The organism is uncultured Clostridium sp. (assembly GCF_963527835.1).
Taxonomy (GTDB): domain Bacteria; phylum Bacillota; class Clostridia; order Clostridiales; family Clostridiaceae; genus Clostridium.
This window is the reverse complement of the sequence record NZ_CAURTC010000019.1, coordinates 42,598-67,020: the sequence shown is the minus strand read 5'-3', so window position 1 is coordinate 67,020 and position 24,423 is coordinate 42,598. Positions and strand designations below refer to the sequence as shown.

Sequence of the window (24,423 nt, the reverse complement as noted above, 5' to 3'; positions counted from 1 at the left end):
CCTGCCTTGCACGCAGGGGGTCAAGAGTTCGAATCTCTTTATCTCCACCATTTATAAAAATAAGCTATGAATATTCATAGCTTATTTTTTTGCTTTTTCTATAGCATCTTTTATAGCAACTTTCCAGTTAGAAGATATATCATTAATATCATCGATAATAGTGATATCCGCTGACTGATTAGCTAGCACTTCTTTTATTGTATCAGCTCTGTATTTTTGGAGATTAGGATTTATTTTTCCATTTACTTCGACTCCAGTCCATTCATTATAATTAATTTCCTTTCCACTATTGTCTAAATGACGAATTACTAAATCTACTATTTTACCACGTTCAACATTTAGCGTAACATCATCATATCCTTCTGAATACATATTACCTTCACCTATATAGATTCCATCTTTATATGCACCTTTATTATTATTACAACATGTTAAAGTCATTGCTAATAATAAGCTTGTAATTATAATTAATATTTTTTTCATATGATCACTCCTTGTTACATATAATTTATTTAATGTAGATAAATATTAATATTAAATAAGTAGTATTTTGAACATATAACAATAATAGTTTGTTCATATAATAATGAATTTATTAATAAATTATTTTATTTATATATGATTAAAATTATAGATTTTTTAAATAAGAAAACTGAGACTTTAAAAATAAACTGTTGACTAACATTAATAGTATTATTTTAAAACAGTATTCATATTTTGCTTATTATAAATAAGAATTTTAGTAATATTTTATTAGTAAATAACATATTAAATTTATAAGGAAATGATTTATTAAAAATAGGGAGTGAAGTTGTATGGTTAGAACTATTGTGTGTGAAAAAGACGGATGTAGTGGGAATAAATTTTATATAAATAGCAAAGAAAATAAAATAAAATTAGTATGTAGTGAATGTAATAAAGAGTACTACTATGATAATAATAGTTATGATTTTAAAATATTATCAAGCTGTTCATCATGTAATAATAGTAAATTTAAAGTTTTTAAAGACTTAGACAGTGATGATATATATGCAAAATGTACTAAATGTGGTGCGCCACCAGAGAAGGTCTTTATAGATAGTGATGGCGTTCAAGTAACATATGAAGCAAAACTGTTACATGATATAAAGGATTTAATGCATCAAGTGGATCAAAGAGTTTGTAATTTGGAATTAAAAGTCGAAGGCTTAGAAAAAGGACATGAATTATTAGAAGAATCATTAGCTTACATAAATAAATATATGTGTGAATAAGCTAGATTCAGTAAGATATAGTAAAGTATTTTAATACAATTACACTTGGTGTATAATAATATAAGGTTATGTTTTAGTAGAGTGTTGATATATGCATAAACAAATTGGACTGAGTAATTGAACTTAGGAATACTAAAAATGACTATAGTCCCATTTTAGCTTGCTCCCAATACAAAATTAAGACAAGCAGTAAATGTGACAATACTCATTAAGTATTCTCAAAATCCAATTACAATGCCACTTTGCCTATTGCATATATCAACATTCTTATATTAAATATATTGTAATGGAGTGACTGATGAAAGAATTTAAAAGTACATTTGATAAAAGAAAAGCAATTAATTGGATTTTGTTAATATTATGGATGATTATTATATTTGTTATGTCTAATCAACCAGCAGTTATATCTGATAAACAAAGCGGACTAGTTATAACAACATTAACTAAACTAGGTATTGATATGAATGGTGTCTTTGGTGAATTAGCAAATTTTGTTGTTAGAAAAACTGCACATTTTTTAGAATATATGATATTGGGTATATTAATATTAAATGTTTTAGAAATTCAATATACTAGACAAAAAATAAGGTTATTAGGAGTAGTATTAGTATTTTTATATGCTTGCTCGGATGAAATACATCAGCTATTTGTTCCAGGAAGAGAAGGTGCTTTTAGGGATGTAGTTATTGATACACTTGGAGGAACATTTGGAATTTTTTTAATAAGTAAAATTAAAGCTTTAAGATTAAAGAAATAAAATTTAATCTTAAAGCTTTTTATTTTTAAATAATAAAAATATAAATATAAATTTTCAATATATAATAAATCTTAATTTTTTAATAAAATGTTAAAATTCTATAATTTTTAAAGGGGGTTATTAGATTATAGGCAATTATAGTGATGAAAATCGAAATTACTAATATAATGAATAGATGTAATGAAAAACTTGCTTAAAGTTAAATATATATATTTTGACAGCGTGTTAATATATGAATAAGTAAAGTGGATGCAGTATAAGGCCATTTTACCTATTACATAGATCAATACATTTAAAATATACGCCTATAAATAAATTCAGTAAGTCGTATTATTTATTATTAAAGTAATTAGTCTTTATTATTTTTTCACCAATTTCATAGGCTTTTGATATATGATTTTCTTCATCTGGTGTTCTTACATTTCCTACAATGTGATTTCCTTTTATAGTTATTGCATTTCTATTAGTATTAACTAAAACTCTTCCCATTGTTGAATTTCTATATGAATCATCATCTATGCCTAATAAATAACATATAGTTGGAAGTATATCTATTTGACCACCTGTCTTATTTACAATTTTATGTTCCATATTTTTAGAATAGATTATTAATGGAATTTTATGATCTACTTCATCCCACCAGTTGTCTTCGTAATCAATATCTATAATATCTTCATTGTAGTACTTATGAACTCCTGTATGGTCACCATATATAACTAAAACAGTATCATCAAGCAATCTATATTCACTTAGCTTATTATAGAACATTTCTAATTGATTATCAGTGTATAAAACACTTTCAAAATAACCTCCTAAGTAACTATCATTTACTTCATCAGGCAAGTTTAATTGTCTGTATTTTTCATCTAAATCAAAAGGACCATGATTAGATAAAGTGGGTAGCTGAATAAAAAATGGTTGTTTTATGTTTTTAAGTTTATCAGCAGTTTGACTTAAAAAACTCCTGTCAGATAATCCATATCCAACGCTTTCTTCATACACATAATCATTAATAGTCCATAAGTCATTAGCTCCAAAACTATTTTTATGTAACTCAGTCCAATTAAATTCATTTGGTAATTCAGCATGAGATGATATAGTAAAATATCCATCTTTTTGTAGAATTCTTGGTAATGAATTAGGATAAACATTTTCTCCATAATTTAAAGCTGTTATTTTATCGCCTAATGGATATACAGAGGAATTAATCATAAAATCACAGTCGATACTATTGCCAGCATTGTTTTGCTCATAAAAGTTATTAAAATATAAACCTTCACTAGCTAGTTTATTTAAAAATGGTGTTATTTCTTTGCCATTTGTTTTTTGATTTATAACAAAGTTTTCTAAAGATTCTATTTGAAGAAATATAACATTCTTTCCTTTAAGTGATCCTTTGTATTCATTGTCTTCAATGTTTTCTTTATTAAAGGTTAACCAATCTTCAATTTCTTTTTTATCTTCATCAGAAGGTCTATTGTTAAAATATTTATTAATTGATCTTGCACCTTCTACTATATGATATCCAATAGGCCCAGGGGCTTTTACCTCCATTAAAGTTGTCCATTGATTGAAAATTATACTATCACCAAAATTTCCTAATTGAAGCACATCAACACATATACATGATCCTATAATCATAAATAGTGAAATTATAATTGTAGCAAAAAACTTTTTAAAACTTCTTTTATTATTATTTTCAATTTTACTTCTAATAACCCAAGCTAATAATAGTGCAACATCTATAATGAATATAAAGTCTATAGATCTTAAATTTATAAGAGAATGTTGTAAAGGATTAAAGGTATTTTGGAAAAATATATTTTTTAACCCTAACAAATCTCTATTAGCTCTAAAATAAGATAAATCTGCTATTAGTAGTAGAGTAAATAGTGAGTTTAATATAAGATAAAAGATGGTTTGTTTATTTTTGGAAAATAAATAGCCAAATGAATAAACTAAAAGAATAAATGCTAGATAAATAATCGCGAATTTAAAGTTTAAGTTTTTCTTTAATATTTTATCAGTAGTATCTACGTTAAGAATAGCTATAAAGATAATAGTTTTAATAAGCATAGCAATTACAGTAAAAAATTTTAATATTGAAACTTTATTAGAAAACAATTTTCTATTTGTTAATTTTCTCATGAGTAATAAATCTCCTATGTAACATAATATTTTTAGCTATATTTTTGAAAAAACATTTATATATGTATAAGAAAATCTGGACAAAATAATTGAACTTAGGAACACTAAAATGAGTATAATCATTAAGTATTATCAAAGTTCAATTACAATGCTACATTACCTATTGAATATATTAAAACCCAGAATTATAAATATATAGCTAAATTTAAAGTAATCTTAAATTTTTATCTTTTCTTTGAAAATATATTAGTTATTTTTGAGAATACATAAGAAGCAGTTATTATTAATAAAAGATCAAAAATAAAATTAAATAGGAATAATTGTTTTGCAGTATCAGCTCTACCATTTCCTACAAAAGGCATAGGGAACTGAATAGCAGCTATAAACATAATAGTCCATATTAAAAATATTTTATTTTTTAGTTCTCCATTATTTTTATTTCTTACACAAAGATAAACAGTATACATAAAAATTAATAAAAATGTTGAAATTATAAATAATAAATTCTTAGGTAAATAATTTTCTCTAAAGTCTGACCAAGTAGTAAATCGATTAAACTCAATTGTTGGCTCGGTACTGTAATTTGCTGATGTTTTCCCTAAAGCTGTACTTGTGTAAAAAGTTTTGCTTGCAGTATATTGCATTCCCTGTACAAGCCTTAAAGGATGAGTTATATAAAATTTAGCTAACTTAGAGTTGCCCATTTTACTATAAAATTCATTATTAGTTATTTCTGTTCTTGGAATATATTTTACATATTCTTCATCATTTAAATAAGAATGTTTTCCAGCTTCTGAAGCCATATCTGGATTAAGTCCTAAATCAATTAAATCTTGCTTAGGAGTTTTAGAACCATTAAGTACCCCATAAAATACAGAATTATATTGTGTATCATTGCTTATATTACCATTAAAAGCATTGAAAACAAGAGGATAAGACATAACTAAGCATAAGAAAATTATTAGTGATACAAAATTTTTCTTAGAAATATATTTTTTATTATCCAAAATTATTTTTAATAATAATATCATCAAAAATGGTACAGCAGTTACTACTTGCATTTTTGAACCTAAGAATAAAAATGTAGCTAGTAATATATAAACTATTTTTGACATTATCTTATGATTATTTTTCTTTACATATTTAAAGTTTATGTAATATAAAAATGAAGCAATAAATAATAATAATGTACATAACATCATAGGCTCACCATAAAAACTATTAAACCAAATTATATAATTGCCATCAAATAATATAAATAAGGTTAAAAGTGATATAAAGCATAATTTAAAACTATTTCTTATGTTTAAATATTTTAATATCATGGTGATAGAAAGAATATATATAATACTATAAGCTATTGCTAAATATTCAGTTTTAAAAATACCTTGGTTAAATAGTTTACAAGGAATACTTACAATTAAAATTAAAAATCCAATACTAGATCCAATAACTGATCCAAGAATAGTTTTAAAAAAATTAGATAGTGTATAATTAGTCACTATGTAATCATAAAATCTAACGAAATTAGGATTGTTTTTATCGGAATCAAGTAAAGATATTCCTGAAGCACTCATAACCCTATCAAAGTCACCTTGATCAGCTACGCCTACATGAGGATATTTAAATAATATAAAAGCTATTATACTAATCGCAGCTATTATAAAAGTTAAAAAAAGAAATCGATTAAGATTACTTTTTGATTCAAATTTATTTATCATTTAAGAAAGTTCCTCCATATAGTTTATTTTTCAAATTCATAAGCTTTATTATAGCATTATCTAAGGATAAATTTAATACTTATAATATATAAAACTTTATGTATAGTATTTAAAATTTATAAATATACATTAATTAATTGATATATTTCAAGTATTAGTTAGAAAAAATAAAATATTCAGAATATTTGAAAAATATAAAGGAGTTTTTAAATATATTATTGAATAATATATTTAAGATAATAAGTATTTAAAGGAAAGGCAGGTGAAAGCCAACTCCTAAGGAAACTTATAGGTTTGGCTATGAATTTATGAGAAGTTATAATATTAAAAACTTAAGAAATATAGGGTTAATGGGTCATAGCGGTACAGGAAAGACTTCATTGGTTGAAGCTATTTTATATTATTCTAATATAATTGATAGGTTAGGAAACATAGAAGATGGAACAACTACTTTAGATTATGATGAAGAAGAGAAAAAAAGAAAGCTTACAATTTCACTTTCTGTAGCACCAATTGAAGTTAATGATGTGAAAATAAATATTATTGATACTCCAGGATATTACGATTTTGAAGGTGAATACATTGAAGGCATGAGAGCAGTAGATGTTGGAATGATAGTTGTAAGTGGAGTATCTGGAATAAAGGTAGGAACAGAAAAAGCTTGGAAATATTGTAATAAAATAAAATTACCAAGAACATTTTTTATAAATAAATTAGATAGGGAAAATTCTAGTTTTGATAAGGTTTTGCAATCACTTAAGGATAGATTTGGTATGAGCGTGGTTCCAATTCAATATCCAATTGGTTCTGAGGGAGAGTTTAAAGGCGTAGTTAACATTATTTCAAACGAAGCTAAAGTATATAATCTTAAAACTAACAAAACTGAAATAATAGATATACCAGAAAATTTAAAGGATAAAATACAACAATGTAAAGAAATGATTATGGAATCAGTAGCAGAAACTGATGAAGCTTTACTTGAAAAGTATTTTAGTGAAGGGACTTTAAGTGACGAAGATATATATGAAGGTCTTATTAATGGATGTGCTACTGGTGAAATTGCTCCGGTAATGTGTGGTAGCTCATTAAAAGTTATAGGGGTTAATACTTTACTTGATAATATAATTGCTTGTTTCCCATCACCAGAATATGCAATTCCACAAAAAGCTTTAAATATTGAAACCAATGAAGAAGAGTTTATAAGTCTTGATGAAAACAAACCTTTTTCAGCTTTAGTATTTAAAACAATTGCAGATCCATTTGTAGGAAAAATATCATTCTTTAGAGTTATGACAGGAACAGCAACAGAAGATAGTAATGTATTAAATGCTAATAAAAATAAATTAGAAAAATTTTCTCATATGTATTTTATTAGAGGAAAGAATCAAATGCCAACTAAGAAAATTATAGCTGGAGATATAGGAGCTATATCTAAATTACAATATACAGATACAGGAGATACTTTATGTGATAATAGCTTCAAAATATTATATGATAAAATGAATTTTCCTGTTCCAGTTATTTCAATGTCTGTAATTCCTAAGGCTAAAGGTGATGAAGAAAAGATATCTCAAGCTCTAACTAAATTAAAAGATGAGGATTTAGTTTTTGATATAACTAGAGATAATGAAAGTTCAGAAATAATCATATCAGGTCTTGGTGAAACACATATAGATATAATTGCAAGTAAGATTAAAAATAAATTTGGTGTTGATGTTATATTAAAAGCACCTAGAATTCCTTATAAAGAAACTATAAAATCGTCATCAGATGTAAGAGGTAAGCATAAGAAACAATCAGGTGGACATGGACAATATGGTGATGTAGTAATAAAATTTGAACCTAGAAATGATGGGGAGACAGATTTAGAATTTGTAGATAAAGTAGTTGGAGGGTCTGTACCTAGAAACTTTATACCAGCAGTAGAAAAAGGTTTAAAGGAATGCATAGAACATGGAGTTCTTGCAAAATGTCCAGTTATAGGACTTAAAGCTACATTACATGATGGATCATATCATCCTGTAGATTCATCAGAAATGGCATTTAAAGTTGCAGCATCAATGGCTTATAAAAAAGGTTTAGAAGAAGCTAAGCCAATATTGTTAGAACCTATAATGAAGTTACAAGTAACTGTTCCAGATGAATATACAGGTGATGTTATGGGTGATATTAACAAGAAGAGGGGAAGGATTATTGGAATGGAACCAAAAAATTCAGCTCAAGAAATAACAGCTGAAATTCCTCTTTCTGAAATAAGTAGATATGTAACAGAATTAAGATCTATTACACATGGTAGTGGAAGTTTTAAAAAGGAATTCTTAAGATATGAAGAGGTTCCTGAAATGGAATCAAATAAAATAATAGAGAATTTAAATTCTGAAGAGAAGTAAAAAGTATATATTAAAAACTCAATAAAAAGAGATATAAGTACTAGGAAATAATGGTACTTATATCTCTTTTTACATATTAATATTTAGAATAATATTAACTAATTAAAGGAATAATAAGTTATATAAATAATGTAGAAATTTTAATAATAAATGTGAGGTATATAGTATATGTCAACATATAGTATGGATATTACGGGGAACCTTGGATTAAGTGAATATAGTAACATTTTTGATTACTTTAGTATTGTAGATAATGGTGATGATTTTATAATAAGAATAAATGAAGAAAATAAGGAAAATATAAAATTTATTAATTCTATGCTTCAAGATAATAAATTTACTATTAGTGATGCTGGTTTTAACTCATATGGTTGTTACTCTATAAGTGCATATAAAAGAAAATAAAATATTGATTTTAAATTTACATTCCTTTACACTAAATATTATAGTATAATGTAAATATATTAGAACCGTTACCGGTTAGAAAAATTAACAATTAGTATTCAGTATGGAGGATAAATTTATGCAAAGATTTGTAGTAGGGGTTGACTTAGGAGGAACTAAAATAAGTACAGCTTTATCGAATTTAAATGGTGAAGTTATTAGCCAGACAACAGTTCCAACTAATGCACACGAGGGAGAAATTCCAGTATTAAATAGAATAATAGACTCGGTAGATAAGGTAATAAAAGATGGTGGAGTTACTTATAAAGATGTAAAAGCAATAGGTATTGGTTCTCCAGGACCACTTGATGCAGAAAATGGAGTAATAATATACACACCTAATCTTCCATTTAAAAACTTTAATTTAGTAGAACCACTAAATAAAAAGTTTGAAGTACCTGTTTTCTTAGATAACGATGCAAACGTTGCGACTATTGGTGAATTTATGTTTGGAGCAGGAAGAGGTGCTAAAAACGTATTATTCTTTACAGTAAGTACAGGCGTAGGTGGTGGAGCTATATTAGATGGCAAAATATATAGAGGCCATACATCAAACGCATTAGAAATAGGTCATATGACTGTAGCACCTGATGGTCCAAGATGTAATTGTGGAAATATTGGTTGTGTAGAAGCAACTTCATCAGGAACAGCTATTGGTAAAAGAGGTAAAGAAGCTATAGGAAGTAAAGTTGAAACATCATTAAGAAAATATGATGAAATAACTTCATATGAAGTATTTGTAGAAGCAGCTGCTGGAGATCCAGTATGTAAAGACATAATAGATAATGCATTAAATTATTTAGGAATAGCTGTTGCAAATGCGGTATCAATTTTTGATCCGGAAGTAATAATAATTGGTGGAGGCGTTTCAAAAGCTGGAAATATTGTATTTGATACAGTAAGAAAAGTTGTAGATAAGAGATGTTTTAAATCAATGGCTGAATCAGTTAAGATTGTACCAGCAGGACTTGGAACAGATGCAGGTGTTGTAGGAGCAGTAGCTTTAGCATTACTTGAAACAGCAGAAAATTAATTTAAATAAGATTTTTTATAAAACCATTTAGTTGTAATATATATTGCAGTTAAGTGGTTTTATTCATGTAATAGGCTATGTTTTAGCAGAGTGTTGATATATGCATAAGCAAAGTGAGCGGAGTAATTGAACTTAGGAATGCTAAAATAAGTATAGTCCCATTTTAGCTTGTTCCCAATATAAAATTGAGACAAGCGGTAAATGTGACAATACTCATTGAGAATTCTAAAAGTCCAATTACAATGTCACTTTACCTATTGCATATATCAACACACATTTAAAACAGAGACATGTAATAATATAGAGAAAATTGAAAATGGACAGTTCAGAGTGTAGGATATGAATTTTAATAGGGATAAATTTAGTTGAGAATTTATAGTGGAAAGTTGATAGTTAACGAAAAAATTCTATTGTGAAATTTCAAAATATATATTTTCTAATAAATTTATTACATCTAAAAGTGATTTGGTGACAGTCACTCATTAGATATTGATGAATTTTATTAATTGAAACATATATATTGTTTTAATAAGTCTTTGGGATTTTTAACTAAAACCCTCAATTTTTTATCTCTCAACTTTCAACTAAAAAAGTGTGGCAAAGCAACTTTTGTTATAGGTGGAATATAAGTTGTAAGTATTGTAAAATAAGACTATATGAAATACAGTGTGGAGAGTGATTAAGTATGACAACATTATTTTTAACTAGACATGGTGAAACAGAATGGAATATAGCAGGGAGACTTCAAGGTAGTAAAGATTCACCTTTAACAGAAAGAGGATTGAATCAAGCTAAGAGCTTGAGAGATAGATTAAAGAATGAAAAAATAGACATTATATATGCAAGTCCTATAAAAAGAGCTTTAGATACAGCCAAAATTATATCAGAACCTAATAATACTCCAATAGTAACTTGCGATGAGTTAAAAGAAATTAGGTTTGGAGAATATGAAGGAAAATATATAAAAGATTTACCTCAAATGGGAGAACATAATTTTTTAGAAGAAATGTTTTCTGGAAATCATGAAGTAAAAGGAACTGACGGTGAAACTCTTTTAGATGTAAAGAATAGAACATTTAAGAAGTTAGAATCAATTTTAGAAAAAGAAAATAACAAAAATATTTTAATAGTAACTCATGGAATGACTTTAAAAGTTATAATGAGTTACTTTACAGAATTTGAAGGTGAACTTAAAGGTGTATATGGTCAAGCTTCATTGACCAAAATAGTAAGAGATAAAGATGAGTTTAATATTCTATCAAAGAATGATAGAAGTCATACGGAAAATCTTTAAATCTATAATGAAGAGGTTATGAAATGAAAGTTGAAATAATAGAAGAAATATTAGGAAAGATGCTAATAGATAGAGGATTAACTTTATCTAGTGCAGAATCATGTACAGGTGGATTGATAGCTAGTACATTAATTTCTTATCCAGGAATATCAGAAGTTTTTATGGAAGGTGCAGTGACATATTCTAATGAAGCTAAGATAAGAAGATTAAATGTAAATAAAGAAACATTAGATAAATATGGTGCAGTAAGTGAACAAGTAGCAATTGAAATGGCAGAAGGTATAGCTAAAACTTCTGGAACTGACATTGGAATAGCTACAACTGGAATTGCTGGCCCAGGTGGAGGAACTGCTGAGAAGCCTGTGGGATTAGTATATATAGGTATTTTTATAAATAGAAAAGCATATGCTAAAAAATATGTATTTAAAGGAAACAGAGCAAAGGTAAGAAACTCAGCTACTATAACTGCATTAGATATGATTAAACAAGAAGTAGAAGGCATGTCTTAAAACATAATCAATAAAAAAATTATTCCTATTGCTATCTATGATAGCAATAGGAATAAAATTTGGTATATAAATAAAATGGGGGGAGAGGCGATTAAATATTGAAGTTAGTTACTTCATTATAAATTCTTTCCCAAGAGGTAGTTATTTATACATTAAAATATAAATCTAATTAATAATTTATAGTAAAGGTGTAAGTATGAAAAAAACATTTAGAGCTAATTTATATTTTTTAATAATACTATTAGGAGAAATAATAGGAAGTAATTTCTTAGGAATTTTTTATTTAATAATGGGTTTGACTGACATAAGAGTGCAATTATTTTTAAATCATATGATTTTATTTATAATACCTGCAATAGTATATGTAATAATAGTTAAACCCAATATAAAGCAAACTCTTAAGTTTAATAAATTGTATTTAAAAGACTTTTTCTTAATAATTGTTTTATCATTTGTAAGTCAACCGTTAGTTAGTCTATTTTCGCTTATAACATCATTCTTTTTTGAAAATGATATAGGAAACTTTGTATCAGAAATATCATCTACACCATTTTTAATAATGTTACTTTTAATGGCTGTTATGCCTGCTATAACAGAAGAAATAACTTTAAGAGGTATAGTTCAATCAGGATATGATGATAAAAGTGATTTAAAAACTTGTATAATAATTGGTTTATTATTTGGGATATTTCATTTAAATGGTCAACAATTTTTATATGCAGCTGTTCTGGGTGGAATTTTAGCTTATTTAGTTAGAGTGACTAATAGTATATTTGCATCTATGACATTTCATTTTATGATTAATGGAACATCAGTAGCTATGCAAAAGGTATTAACATTTGTTCAAGGTAAATTTGGAATTGAAGAAGCAGCTCAGGATATATCAATTAAAGCTTTATCATTAGCTGAAAAGATGAATTTATTAAAAGGCTGTGCAATAATGGGGTTGGTTTCAGCATTTTTAATTGTATTAATTCTTAGAAAACTTAAGGGAATAAATGACAGAAGAAAACAAAACTTAATTAATGAACAAATTCAATATAAAGAGGCTGAGATTATTGATTATCGGTATTTTAATAAAGATATATCTTATAAAAAAGAAGATAAAATAATGAATTGGCCCTTAATAGTAACCATAATAATATACTTTATATATATGGGAATTACTATTATGTTAAGTTAATTAATAATTAGGCTATGTTTTAAAATAGTGTTAATATTATAGTATAAAGCTCATGGACAGAGGAATTTACTTTAAGAACTCTAAAATAAAGCTTAGTCCAATTAATGCATGTTCCCAATCAAAGATTGTTGACAAGCAATTAATTGTAAGACTAAAAAAGGAAACTCGACTCATGTACATTCGCTGAGTAAGTTCGAGTAGGAAAATATAAAATTTTGATTCTCACTTAAGAGTTCTAAAAAGCAAATTCTAATGCCAGTTCGCTCTTATACTATAATATCAACATTCACTTAAAACATAGCCAATAATTAAAAGAATTTGATTAAATAGTTAGATAGAAATTTAGTTGAAATTTTAAAGGTGAAAGCAAAGAGTTAAAGAAGAAATTCTTATTAGAATTTCAAAGATAACTTTTAACTTTCACCTTTTTATTTTGTAATGTAAACTAAAATATAGCACAGTATTTTTTTAGCATTTGATGATTTCCGTATATGAGGATTTATCTAAAAAATTAGAAAAAGAATTTTCTTTTACCCAACCTCTTGAATTTATGTTTGTATCTATAGGAAGAGATACATAATACCATACGATTTTATCGCATAAAGCTTTGTCTAGTATATAAACTTCCATGGATATATCAAGTTTTTGCAATGTAGGTGCTAATTCATTTGGAGATAGATATACCATTGAATCTTTAGTTAATAGTCCAGTATGCTCTGTTAGATCAAGAAACATAATTGACGGATTGTTTTTTAAAGAATTTAGTTGATCATACTTTGCTTTTAATTTATAAAACTGTTCTTGACTAGCTATTAATTGCTTTTTTACCAATGATATTTTGTTTTCATAATTATATATTAAGAACAATAAAGAGCCAGCTACAACAATAATAAATAATAAGAATAATAAAATTTTCATATTAAATCTCCTATAACAACTATCACTTAAATTATATTTATTTACTATAGAAAAGATTCCATATTTAGTTACATTTAAAAATTATTAATATAAATTGAATATTTAAAACAGAGGCAAAAATAAATATCAATACTTTTAGTGAGAATAAATTAAATGAAAATAGACAGATTATCTTTAAGATATTATTAAATAATAATTTTTATTATTTAATAATATTTACTATTGATTTTTTTAGAGCTATGTATTAAAATTAAGTCACAGGAAATTATTCTTGTAATATAAAAGATTATTGTTAAGGGGAATAGAAAAATGGATATGAATGAAGTAATATGTGGTTGCGTAGGAACTACAGCACAAGATATAAAAGACGCTATGAATAATGGAGCTACTACTTTAGAAGAAGTACAAGAAGCTACTAATGCAGGTACATGCTGCGGATGCTGTATTGATCAAATAGAGGAAATAATGATCGCTAAGTAGTAAGAAATAGTTTTATTTTAGTAAAGTGTTTATATATGCATAAGCAAAGATGGACTGAATGGTGCCACTTTACCTATTGCATATATCAACACTTGTAAAATAAGAGTTAAAAAATATAAGGTATGTTTTCTACAGAGAAAACATACCCTATATTTTTTTATAGATTATTAACTGCTTCACTTAAAACTTTTCCAATAGAATCATTATCATTAATAACCAAATTAGCTTTTGAATCTGCTTAAGTAACACTTTCATTTATAAGTACAAGGTTTTTATAGATAAATTAATCAATTAATTTAGTTGCTCTTAATCTAAGGAATATACTATAATTAAAGAATTGAAGAAAATCAAAGGATGTGGGGAAATGTATAATTTGGATGATTGTATTGGTTTTATAACTAATAAAGGGGCTAAAATACTTTCAGATGAATTTAATAGGCGACTTCAAGAACATAATATGACAAGAGTTCAATGGATAGCATTATATTACATCGGCAAGACTAATGGTGTTTTCCAGAAAGAGCTCTCTGATCATATGAGTGTAAAAGAATCTTCTATGGTAAGACTTATAGATCGTATGGAAAAAGATGATTTAGTGGAAAGGCGAAAAGAAAGTAAGGATAGAAGAGTAACTAGAATATTTTTATCTGATAAGGGAAAAAAACTAAGAGAAGAACTTATTCCATTGGGAGAAGAATTTCAGAAGGATGCAGTTAATGGTATATCAGAAGATGAACTAAGTATTTTTAAAAATGTTTTGGAAAAAATGATAAATAATGTATGTAAACATTGACAATGCCACCTTGATGTGGTATTTTTTATATAAAGATACTTGCTATGCTAAGTATTGCTATGTAAAGCAATTAAGGGAATATAACTATATGGAGGGTTTTGTTATGAAAAAAGATGTTAGAGCAATGTTAAATGAATTCATGAGTGGACTAAATACTTTAGGAGAAACTAATGGTGCTAATGTTGAAGCATTTATGAATCTCCTTGGTACAAACTATGGAGATGGAGCCATTAGTAACAAGACAAAGGAATTAATTAGTATTGGTATAGCTACATACAATAGATGCGAATATTGTATAGTATTCCATACTTTTAAAGCTTTAGAAGCAGGAGCTACTAGAGAAGAAATAATGGAAGCTGCAATGGTTTCAGTTGCATTTGGTGGAGGGCCAACAATGGCTTATTCAGTAACATTATTGAAAGATTCAATTGATGAATTTGAGAAAGATTTCCAATAGTACGTAAATTAAAAAAGTTATGGGTTGTTCATAAAATCAAATTGATTTTATAACAACCTTTTTATATAGAAGGAGAATTTAATATGGATATAAAATTAGAAAGATTATCTGGTCATAATAAGTCTGCTAAGGTTGGAAAAATTAGTGTGGCTGAAGGAGATAAAGTAAAAAAAGGTCAGGTATTGATGCAATTAGAAACAAGCAAAGGCAATACACCTTTTAAAGCAAGTTTTGATTTCAAAATAGATGAAATAAAAGTATCTGAAGGTGACGATGTTAAGATTGGGCATATATTACTTCTAGTAACTGGAGAAAATATAAGTGGTAACAATAAGGTTGATTATTTTGGCTCTATGCTTAAGGGAAAAAAAGAAAACGTTACAGCAGATTTAACAATAATAGGGGGAGGTCCAGGAGGATATGTTGCAGGAATCTATGCAGCTAAAAAAGGATTAGATGCTATTATTATTGAAAAAGAAAATCTTGGTGGTACTTGTTTAAATGTAGGATGTATTCCAACAAAAGCATTTGTAAAATCATCTGAGGTATTTCATAGTGCATTAAATAGCGAGGAGTTTGGATTTACTATTGATAATGCGCAGCTTGATATGAAAAAAGTAGTAAAAAGAAAAGATGATATTAAGGGAAGACTTGTTAATGGAATAGAGTATCTCCTAGAAGCAAATGGCGTAAGGGTTATAAAAGGAGAAGCTTCATTTTTAGATAATAAAAATGTTATTGTAAAAAAGGGTAAAGATGAGTATACAGTAGATTCTAAAGATATAATTATAGCAACTGGATCTAAAATTTCAAAGATTAATATTAAAGGAATTGATATGCCATTTGTTTTAAATAGTACTACTGCATTAAGCAATGAAAAATTACCTGAGTCTATAACAATAATTGGTGGTGGAGTTATAGGTATGGAATTTGCATTTATTTATTCTAACTTTGGAGTAAAGGTAAATGTAGTTGAATATGCAGATAGATTATTGCTAATGATGGATAAAGATATTTCTGAAGAAATAAAATGTATTGCAACTGATAAAGGAATTAATATTTATACTAGCTCAAAAGTTACAGAAATCAAGAAATCTGAAAATGGTGATGCTATTGTATCTTTTGAAAAGGATGGAGAAGAAAAATTATTAGTATCAGAAAATGTACTTGTAGCAATAGGAAGAGAGCCTAATATTGATGGATTAAATATTGAAAATATAAACCTTGAATTAAATGATAATGGAAGAGGAATTAAAGTTAATTCTAATTTAGAAACAAATGTTCAAGGCATTTATGCTATAGGAGATGTTAATAATATAATGCAATTAGCTCATGTTGCTTCACATCAAGGAATGATAGCTATTGATAATATATTAGGCCAAAATAAAGAAATAAGCTATGATCATGTACCAAATGTAATTTTCACAGTGCCAGAAATAGCATCAGTTGGAATGAATGAAGATAAGTGCTTAAAAGATGGACTAGATATTAAGATAAGTAAATTCCCTTATTCAGCTAATGGTAAGGCTTTAACTATGGGTGAAGAAAAAGGATTTATAAAAATAATTAAAGATATTAATAATAATAAAATAGTTGGAGCATCTATTATTGGAGTAGATGCATCTTCATTAATTAGCACATTAACTTTAATGATTAAAAATAATATTAGTGAAGAGAAAATTTGTGAAACTATATTTGCACATCCAACTACAGGTGAAGTAATACATGAAAGTGTCTTAGGATTATCTATAGGAGCTATACACAATCATGAATAAAGTTATCATTTCAAAAGAAGTAGATCCAGCTTATAACTTAGCTTTAGAAGAAGAACTGCTTAGAAATTTGAAAGATAATGAAAATATATTATATCTTTGGCAAAATGATAGAACGGTAGTTATAGGTAGAAATCAAAACCCATATTCTGAATGTAATTTAGATTATATGAAAGAAAATAATATTACATTAGTTAGAAGAATATCTGGTGGAGGAACAGTTTTTCATGATCTTGGCAATCTTAATTTTACTTTTTTAACTAAAGAGGTAGATGTGGATTTAGAAAAGCAGCTTAAAGTAATAATAGATGGAATTAAAAAATTAGGATTGGTTGCAGAAGTATCAGGAAGAAATGATTTACTTATAGATAAGAAGAAATTCTCTGGTCATGCATTTTATTCAGAAGATGGAAACTATTTTCATCATGGAACTATAATGATCGATATAAATTTAAATGAACTTTCTAAATCATTAAATCCATCTAAATTAAAATTACAATCTAAAGGAATAAAGTCTGTTAGAAGTAGAGTTGTTAATCTTAAGGATTTAGATGAAACGATTGATTCGAATAGTGTTAAAGAAGCTTTAATCAATGGATTTTTAAATGTATATGGAGAATTTGTAAACATTAAAGAATATAGCAAAAAAGATTACAGTCCAAGTTATTTTCAAAAATATAATGATAGTAAGTGGAATTTTGGAGAGAGTCCTAATTACAATATAACTTTAGAAAAAAAACTTCCTATTGGAAATGTTGAAATTAATTTAGATGTTGTGAATGGAATGATAGAAGATTGTAAGATATTCACTGATTCACTTATGTTAGTAGATTTAAATAAAATTCAAAAATGCCTAAAAGGGATTGAGTTTAATGAAAAAGTAATAATTAAAATCATTGAAAGTTACATGTGAATATATAATTCATATATACAAATAACTAATAAATGAAATTAATTTTATGGTTTGAAAGAAAAATAGATTTTAAATTATGAAAATATGTTAAAAAATAGTCTGGTCACTATTATATGTAGTTAAAATACATATGATAATGATCAGACTTATTTTATTCTTTAGCAATTTATGTTACTAAAGAATCTGTGGGTAACATCTAGAGTGTTGTATTTTAAAGGTACAATTAATACTTCTAAAGAATAAAAAGTAATCATATGCCGCACCATTATTTCTGCACTGAGTTTGAAAAGGGTGCATGGCTAAAAAAATCAACGGATTCACAGTCGCCTTGGTTATTTTTTTGTTTATAAATTATTAACTGCTTCACTTAAAACTTTTCCAACAGAATCATTAATAACTAGGTTAGCCTTGGAATCAGCTGAAGTAGCACTTTTATTTATAAGTACAAGGTTTTTACCTCTAAAATAATCAATTAATCCAGCTGCTGGATAAACAACTAATGAAGTCCCTCCTATAATTAAGGTATCAGCCTTAGATATTGCTTTAATTGCACCAGTTATAGTATAATCATCTAATCCTTCCTCATAAAGAACAACATCTGGTTTAACAGTTCCTCCACACTTTGTACAAGTAGGTACTCCTTTTGATTCTAATATAAAGTCTGAATCATAAAATGCATTACAATTAGTACAATAATTTCTATGAACAGATCCATGAAGCTCAAAAACGTTTTTTGAACCAGCTGATTGATGAAGTCCATCTATGTTTTGAGTAACAATAGCTTTAAGTTTACCCATTTCTTCAAGTTTAGCTAAAGCTATATGTCCGCTATTTGGTTTAGCATCTGGATATATAAGCTTAGCTTTATAGAAGTTAAAAAATTCTTCAGGATGTCTAATATAAAAGCTATGAGATACTAATTGTTCAGGGGTAAAAGTTACATTGAGTTTTTTATTAAATAAACCATTAGCACTTCTAAAATCAGGTATTCCAGATTCTGTGGACATTCCAGCACCACCAAAGAAGACTATGTTATTACTATTTTTTAAAATCTCTGATAATTTTTCTATACTCATAAAAACATCTCCAAACTATATTTGTTATTTTTATTATTACACAATTCACAATAAAAATTAAAGTAATATAGATAAATAGTATGTATAACATTATGAATTTGAATGGTATAATTTGTATAAAACATAAAGAAGATATTGGAGATGTTAAATGAAAATAGATAGATTATTTTCTATTGTAAATATATTAGTTAGTAAAAAGAGTGTTACTGCTGCAGAATTAGCAGAACAATTTAATGTATCTGTTAGAACTATATACAGAGATATTGAGATATTATCTACAAATGATATACCAGTTTGTTCAGCTCAGGGGAAAGGTGGAGGACTTTCTATTTTAGATAATTATTCTATAGATAAAACTATATTGTCTGATAGTGAGCAGAAGCAAGTACTTATGGCATTGCAAAGTGTAAATGCTACAGGACATATAAATGTAGATGATTCCTTTTTAAAACTAAGAAGTTTATTTAGGAAGAATGCAATTGATTGGATTGAAATTGACTTTTCAGGTTGGGAGCAAAGTGAAGAGGATAAAGAAAATTTTGAAATTATCAAAGATAGTATTATTAATTCAAAGGCAGTATATATTTCTTATTTTAGCAATAAAGGTGAGAGATCAGAGCGTATTGTAGAACCATATAAATTGATATTCAAAGGATATAATTGGTATATATATGGATATTGTAGAAAAAGAAAAGATATGCGATTTTTTAAATTAACAAGAATAGAAAAAATAGAGACTTTAAAAGATACCTTTGTAAACACAACACCATTAAATATTAATTATGATATGTCACTAAAGGAAGAATTAATTGAAGTAAAGCTTAAAGTAAATATTTCCATGGCTTCAAGAGTTTATGATGAATTTAAAAATGGGAAAATTACTTTAGAAAATGATGAGTTTAATATTATAGCCAATGTTCCAAAAACTAAGTGGATATATAACTATTTTCTCAGCTTTGGTGATAGTATTGAGATACTTGAACCATTAAATATGAGAGAAGAGTTTAAGAAAAAAGTAGAAGAAATTATAAAAAAATATTTATAATATGACACATAGATGTCATGTTATGTTTGTTAATATTTGATTATCAAAGAAAGAGAGGTAATCAAATTATGAATTATGAAGTTGTAAATTTAAAAGAAAAGAAAGTAGTAGGGGTAACTGCCAGAACTAAAAATTGCGATGAGAATATGATAAAGATAATAGGATCATTGTGGCAAAATCTTTATGAAGGTGGAGTATATAATACTATTAAAAATAAAGCAAATGATAAAGCAATAGGTATTTACTCTGATTATGAAAGTGATGTTAATAGCGAGTATAGTGTTACGGCAGGGTGTGAAGTTAATGAAATTGAAGATATTAGCGAAGACACTATAGTAAAAGTTATTCCAGCTGGAAAATATGCTAAATTTATTGTTCGTGGACAAATGCAACAAGTAGTTAATAATTTTTGGCAAGAGTTATGGAATATGAAGTTAAATAGAAATTATAAATGTGATTTTGAGGAATATCAAAATTGTGATATGGAAAATGCAGAAATCCATATTTATATATCTATTGATTAGGCTATATTTTAGCAGTGTGTTGATATATGCATAAGCAAAGTGGACGGAATGTAAAAAGGAAACTCGACTTCTGATAGTCGCTGAGTAAGTTCGAGGAGCGAAATATAAAATTCCGACTCTCACTTAACAACACTAAAATGAGTATAGTCCCATTTTAGCTTGCTCCCAATATAAAATTGAGACAAGCAGTAAATGTGACAATACTTATTAAGAGTTCTAAAAGTCCAATTACAATGCCACTTAACCTATAGCATATATCAACACACATTTAAAACGGAGCCATTCATTAAAATAATTTTTAAATATAGTAAAAATATATACATACTTTTGGAAAAAAATTTATAACGAAGAATTCTATAAAACCTATAATTAAATATTTAGTAATTTTGTATTTTATTATGATATAATTTTTATAATAGTTACTTAGTTAAAATATGGAGGATGTTACTAAACTCTTTTAGTAATAGATATTTGGGAGGTTTGGATTAATGTATACAGTTGGAATTATTACAAGTAGTGATAAAGGATATGCAGGCGAAAGAGAAGATAAAAGTGGAGCGGTAATAAAGGAAATAGTGGAAAGTAATGATTTTGAAGTTGTAAGGCAAATAATTCTTCCTGATGATAAGGATATGCTGTCAAAAGAATTTATGTATATGAGTGATGAACTTAATGTTAATCTTATTTTAAGTACAGGGGGCACTGGATTTTCTCCAAGAGACATAACTCCAGAAGCAACTAAGATAGTTATTGAAAGAGAAGCGCCAGGGATATGTGAAGCAATAAGATATTATAGTCTTCAAATAACTAAAAGAGCAATGTTATCAAGAGCTATTTCTGGAATTAGAGGAAGAACATTAATAGTTAATTTGCCAGGAAGTCCAAAAGCATGCAAAGAAGCATTGGGTTTTGTATTAAATGATATAAAGCATGGAATAGATATTTTACTGGAAAAATCAAAAGAATGTGCAAGAAAGTAGAAAATATAATAATAAAATTTATTATAATTAAGCTATATTTTTTAGTTATAAGGTTTTGATTGAAAAAATATAATGCTTTTATACATTATATTAAAAATGCTGTTAACACTAGTAATATTAGGTGCTAAACAAGGATATAATTAGTCGGAATATAAATAAAAAAACAAAAAAATAAAAAACTTTTTAAAAAGTAGTTGACATAATAGCAATACCTAGATATAATACTACTTGTGATCTGGTGATGACGGCGTAGAGGTAACACTCCTCTCCATTCCGAACAGGAAAGTTAAGGTCTACAGCGCTGATGGTACTGCACGGGAGACTGTGTGGGAGAGTAAGACGTTGCCAGGTAAGCATGGCTCGATAGCTCAGTCGGTAGAGCAGAGGACTGAAAATCCTCGTGTCACTGGTTCGATTCCAGTTCGAGCCACCAAAAAAACACTAACATTTGTTAGTGTTTTTTTTATTTTTTAAATTATTGTAAGCTAATGTTATTCTATGATTTAAATTTTATAAATTGGAAAATATATTTCAGTAATTATTTTCCATAGGCACATGAAAGATTAGAATAGGGTCCTTCAAATGTTACCATTGCACATAAATTTTTATAGTTTGGATATTTTTAAATAAAAAATGAGTATAGATGTTTTAACACTACTCTATACTCATAAAAATATTAAACTGTACATTGCTCAATTTCTATTGTGTAATTACCACAACAAGGACAAATTACCATGCTAACAATATAGCTATTATCTATTTTTCCAGCTCTAGCAAGCTTATTGTAAGATGTATTTTCATATTCATTACAAAGTGTATTTATTATATACTTATTTTCTTTTGTATAAATATAAAAATGATATTCTAAATAAGCATAAGATTTATTTAACTTTTCTTGAGAATCACAGTAACATTTATCACCATAAAATTCTTTTGAAAAATTAACATTATCTCCTTCACATAAAGCATTTAAAACTATATCTAATGATAAGCCTTCAATTTCCTCAACTTCATTATCAGAATCTAAAAATATACCATCACAATTTTCTTTATTTAATACATATTCTTTATCATCATATGCAAACTTATATTCCATAAAATTTCTCTCCTTAACTAAATTAATAATAATTATATAATATCATATAATTTTAATGTACATAACAATATATTTGTAATATAGTATGTGTTAAATATGTATCGATATATGTAATAGATAAAGTGAAATTATAATTATTTTATGCAGATTTGTTTGGAAATATATTAATACTCTGCCAAAACATAGTTTGATAATAAATAATATAAAATGAAACTATTTTGTAAGAATTAGGACACACATATGTAACAAATAACAATTTATAGTGATATAGAATAATAATAAGAAATCCTTAATGTTGAATTAATAAACTTTTAAGAGTACTAATATAAAATTAGTATTATAGAACATTATAAAATAAAAATATTTTAGATTGGAGATGAGTTTAATGTTAGAAAAGATTATGTTAACTGATAAGGAATATGAAAATTTAGCCAAAGGAATTGCAATTGGAGTTGGAGTTGGAACTATTATTGGTACAATTTTTGATAATGCAGTATTTTTCTTTGCAGCAGGAGGAGTATTAGGAATAATAGGCTCATTAATCTATTCTAAAATAGAAGAGTATAAAGAAAATCATATGTAATAAAGTATAAAAGAAATGTATTATTAATGCGTATCAAAACATAATTTAAACATGTATAAATTTATTAAGATTCTACTAAAACATAGCATTAACTGAAAATTGGTAAGAGTCAATATTATATAAATTCTAATTTTAAAAGTGGATATTAGAATAGTAAATAGTAAAAATCATTAAATTTCTTAATTGATCTTTTAAAAGTCTGTAAACTTTGATTATACTATGAACTATAAATATCCACTTTTAATAAAACTTAAAGATTTTCTATTTGCCAATCTATAGAAGTTTCATTGTCATTTTTCAAAAATTCATTAGTTTTTGAAAATGGCTTACTACCAAAAAAACCTCTAGATGCAGAAAGAGGACTAGGATGCACTGATTTTATTATATGGTGTTTGGGATTTGTTATAAGTTCTTCTTTTCTTATTGCATTATTTCCCCAAAGTATAAATACAATGGGTTTCTCTCTAGTATTTAATACCTTTATTATATTATCAGTGAATATTTGCCAGCCTATATTTTTATGTGAATTAGCTTCGCCAGCTCTTACAGTAAGTACTGTATTTAATAATAGAACACCTTGATCAGCCCATTTCTTTAGATAACCATTATTAGGTATATAACATCCAATATCATCTTTTAATTCTTTATATATATTTAAAAGTGATGGAGGAATTCTAACTCCTGGATTTACCGAGAAACTTAGTCCATGAGCTTGGTTTGGACCATGATAAGGATCTTGCCCTAATATAACTACTTTAACATCATCAAAAGCTGTGTAATGAAGAGCATTAAAAATATTATGCATATCAGGGTATATTGTTTTTGTTTTATACTCTTGTGCTAAATTTTTTCTTAATTTGAGATAATAATCTTTTTCAAATTCATTACCTATGTAATTATTCCAATCATTTTTTAATATGTTATTCATAAAATCACCCATAATTAGTATACCATTTTTATAAATAATAATAATAAATTTTCTTTTTTTATTGTTAGTAGAGATATATATTGTTAAAATATAGAGGTATATAAAAAATTAGTTAAAAAGGAGAAT

The 24,423-nt window shown here is 26.5% G+C and carries 24 protein-coding genes, 1 tRNA gene, 1 rRNA gene and 1 pseudogene; 19 read left to right on the top strand and 8 right to left on the bottom strand.

Annotated elements, in window-relative coordinates; all coding sequences use genetic code 11:
- Positions 1–81 precede the first annotated feature (81 nt).
- Positions 82–483: a hypothetical protein gene (locus RYM86_RS10605; protein WP_315080332.1), complete on the bottom strand. Its 402-nt coding sequence runs from the start codon at positions 481–483 to the stop codon at positions 82–84.
- 332 nt (positions 484–815) lie between these two features.
- Here RYM86_RS10605 and RYM86_RS10600 point away from each other — a divergent pair, with 332 nt between their 5' ends.
- Both RYM86_RS10600 and RYM86_RS10595 read left to right on the top strand, forming a co-directional pair.
- Complete coding sequence (locus RYM86_RS10600; protein WP_315080330.1) at positions 816–1,253, top strand: hypothetical protein; 438 nt, start codon at positions 816–818, stop codon at positions 1,251–1,253.
- A 298-nt stretch (positions 1,254–1,551) separates the two neighbouring features.
- Entirely contained in the window at positions 1,552–2,010 is a 459-nt protein-coding gene (locus tag RYM86_RS10595; RefSeq protein ID WP_315080329.1) for a VanZ family protein, read from the top strand.
- A gap of 330 nt (positions 2,011–2,340) precedes the next feature.
- Here the strand turns inward: RYM86_RS10595 and RYM86_RS10590 are convergent, their stop codons facing one another.
- Positions 2,341–4,158: an LTA synthase family protein gene (locus tag RYM86_RS10590; protein ID WP_315080328.1), complete on the bottom strand. Its 1,818-nt coding sequence runs from the start codon at positions 4,156–4,158 to the stop codon at positions 2,341–2,343.
- 224 nt (positions 4,159–4,382) lie between these two features.
- Entirely contained in the window at positions 4,383–5,879 is a 1,497-nt protein-coding gene (locus RYM86_RS10585) for a hypothetical protein (protein WP_315080325.1), read from the bottom strand.
- Between the two features lie 308 nt (positions 5,880–6,187).
- On the opposite strand from RYM86_RS10585, the gene fusA reads away from it, so the two are divergent.
- The 6 genes from fusA to RYM86_RS10555 all read left to right on the top strand — a co-directional run bounded on the left by fusA (position 6,188) and on the right by RYM86_RS10555 (position 12,732).
- Positions 6,188–8,269 carry an elongation factor G gene (gene fusA, locus RYM86_RS10580; protein WP_315080322.1) on the top strand — a complete coding sequence of 694 codons (2,082 nt, stop codon included), beginning with the start codon at positions 6,188–6,190 and terminating at the stop codon, positions 8,267–8,269.
- 168 nt (positions 8,270–8,437) lie between these two features.
- Entirely contained in the window at positions 8,438–8,674 is a 237-nt protein-coding gene (locus RYM86_RS10575) for a hypothetical protein (RefSeq protein WP_315080321.1), read from the top strand.
- Between the two features lie 118 nt (positions 8,675–8,792).
- Complete coding sequence (locus RYM86_RS10570; RefSeq protein ID WP_315080320.1) at positions 8,793–9,746, top strand: ROK family protein; 954 nt, start codon at positions 8,793–8,795, stop codon at positions 9,744–9,746.
- Positions 9,747–10,431: 685 nt separating this feature from the next.
- A complete protein-coding gene (locus tag RYM86_RS10565; protein ID WP_315080318.1) occupies positions 10,432–11,040 on the top strand; it encodes a histidine phosphatase family protein in 609 nt (202 codons plus the stop codon).
- Between the two features lie 23 nt (positions 11,041–11,063).
- Entirely contained in the window at positions 11,064–11,549 is a 486-nt protein-coding gene (locus RYM86_RS10560; protein WP_315080315.1) for a nicotinamide-nucleotide amidohydrolase family protein, read from the top strand.
- A gap of 196 nt (positions 11,550–11,745) precedes the next feature.
- Positions 11,746–12,732: a type II CAAX endopeptidase family protein gene (locus RYM86_RS10555; protein WP_315080313.1), complete on the top strand. Its 987-nt coding sequence runs from the start codon at positions 11,746–11,748 to the stop codon at positions 12,730–12,732.
- A 468-nt stretch (positions 12,733–13,200) separates the two neighbouring features.
- On the opposite strand, the gene RYM86_RS10550 is transcribed toward RYM86_RS10555, so the two are convergent.
- Positions 13,201–13,650: a hypothetical protein gene (locus RYM86_RS10550; RefSeq protein ID WP_315080311.1), complete on the bottom strand. Its 450-nt coding sequence runs from the start codon at positions 13,648–13,650 to the stop codon at positions 13,201–13,203.
- 309 nt (positions 13,651–13,959) lie between these two features.
- On the opposite strand from RYM86_RS10550, the gene RYM86_RS10545 reads away from it, so the two are divergent.
- Entirely contained in the window at positions 13,960–14,130 is a 171-nt protein-coding gene (locus RYM86_RS10545; RefSeq protein WP_315080309.1) for a (2Fe-2S)-binding protein, read from the top strand.
- A gap of 157 nt (positions 14,131–14,287) precedes the next feature.
- On the opposite strand, the pseudogene RYM86_RS10540 reads toward RYM86_RS10545, so the two are convergent.
- Positions 14,288–14,404: pseudogene (locus RYM86_RS10540) on the bottom strand (NAD-dependent protein deacylase); the annotation flags it as partial.
- Positions 14,405–14,494: 90 nt separating this feature from the next.
- Here RYM86_RS10540 and RYM86_RS10535 point away from each other — a divergent pair.
- The 4 genes from RYM86_RS10535 (at position 14,495) to RYM86_RS10520 (ending at position 18,065) form a co-directional block, all read left to right on the top strand.
- The gene (locus RYM86_RS10535) at positions 14,495–14,923 is read left to right on the top strand and encodes a MarR family transcriptional regulator (RefSeq protein WP_315080308.1); all 429 of its coding nucleotides are present in this window, start codon (positions 14,495–14,497) and stop codon (positions 14,921–14,923) included.
- Positions 14,924–15,026: 103 nt separating this feature from the next.
- Entirely contained in the window at positions 15,027–15,380 is a 354-nt protein-coding gene (locus RYM86_RS10530; protein ID WP_315080306.1) for a carboxymuconolactone decarboxylase family protein, read from the top strand.
- A gap of 83 nt (positions 15,381–15,463) precedes the next feature.
- Positions 15,464–17,155 carry a dihydrolipoyl dehydrogenase gene (gene lpdA, locus RYM86_RS10525; RefSeq protein ID WP_315080304.1) on the top strand — a complete coding sequence of 564 codons (1,692 nt, stop codon included), beginning with the start codon at positions 15,464–15,466 and terminating at the stop codon, positions 17,153–17,155.
- Positions 17,148–18,065: a lipoate--protein ligase gene (locus RYM86_RS10520; RefSeq protein ID WP_315080302.1), complete on the top strand. Its 918-nt coding sequence runs from the start codon at positions 17,148–17,150 to the stop codon at positions 18,063–18,065. The genes lpdA and RYM86_RS10520 overlap by 8 nt, the downstream gene beginning before the upstream one ends.
- Positions 18,066–18,409: 344 nt before the next feature.
- Here the strand turns inward: RYM86_RS10520 and RYM86_RS10515 are convergent, their stop codons facing one another.
- Entirely contained in the window at positions 18,410–19,141 is a 732-nt protein-coding gene (locus RYM86_RS10515) for an NAD-dependent protein deacylase (RefSeq protein WP_315080299.1), read from the bottom strand.
- 148 nt (positions 19,142–19,289) lie between these two features.
- On the opposite strand from RYM86_RS10515, the gene RYM86_RS10510 reads away from it, so the two are divergent.
- From RYM86_RS10510 to RYM86_RS10490, 5 genes are all read left to right on the top strand, one after another.
- Complete coding sequence (locus RYM86_RS10510; protein WP_315080297.1) at positions 19,290–20,186, top strand: YafY family protein; 897 nt, start codon at positions 19,290–19,292, stop codon at positions 20,184–20,186.
- Positions 20,187–20,254: 68 nt separating this feature from the next.
- Positions 20,255–20,710, top strand: a complete 456-nt coding sequence (locus RYM86_RS10505) for a GyrI-like domain-containing protein (protein WP_315080295.1) — start codon at positions 20,255–20,257, stop codon at positions 20,708–20,710.
- Positions 20,711–21,198: 488 nt separating this feature from the next.
- Positions 21,199–21,690: a MogA/MoaB family molybdenum cofactor biosynthesis protein gene (locus RYM86_RS10500; RefSeq protein WP_315080293.1), complete on the top strand. Its 492-nt coding sequence runs from the start codon at positions 21,199–21,201 to the stop codon at positions 21,688–21,690.
- 234 nt (positions 21,691–21,924) lie between these two features.
- A 5S ribosomal RNA gene (rrf, locus tag RYM86_RS10495) occupies positions 21,925–22,041 on the top strand.
- Between the two features lie 6 nt (positions 22,042–22,047).
- Positions 22,048–22,123 (top strand) — tRNA-Phe (locus RYM86_RS10490).
- Between the two features lie 243 nt (positions 22,124–22,366).
- Here the strand turns inward: RYM86_RS10490 and RYM86_RS10485 are convergent.
- On the bottom strand, positions 22,367–22,786 hold the full coding sequence (locus tag RYM86_RS10485; RefSeq protein ID WP_315080290.1) for a DUF3785 family protein: 420 nt from the start codon (positions 22,784–22,786) through the stop codon (positions 22,367–22,369).
- Between the two features lie 385 nt (positions 22,787–23,171).
- On the opposite strand from RYM86_RS10485, the gene RYM86_RS10480 reads away from it, so the two are divergent.
- Positions 23,172–23,369, top strand: a complete 198-nt coding sequence (locus RYM86_RS10480) for a hypothetical protein (RefSeq protein WP_315080289.1) — start codon at positions 23,172–23,174, stop codon at positions 23,367–23,369.
- A gap of 250 nt (positions 23,370–23,619) precedes the next feature.
- Here the strand turns inward: RYM86_RS10480 and RYM86_RS10475 are convergent, their stop codons facing one another.
- Positions 23,620–24,297, bottom strand: a complete 678-nt coding sequence (locus RYM86_RS10475) for a uracil-DNA glycosylase (RefSeq protein ID WP_315080286.1) — start codon at positions 24,295–24,297, stop codon at positions 23,620–23,622.
- Positions 24,298–24,423: the final 126 nt, after the last annotated feature.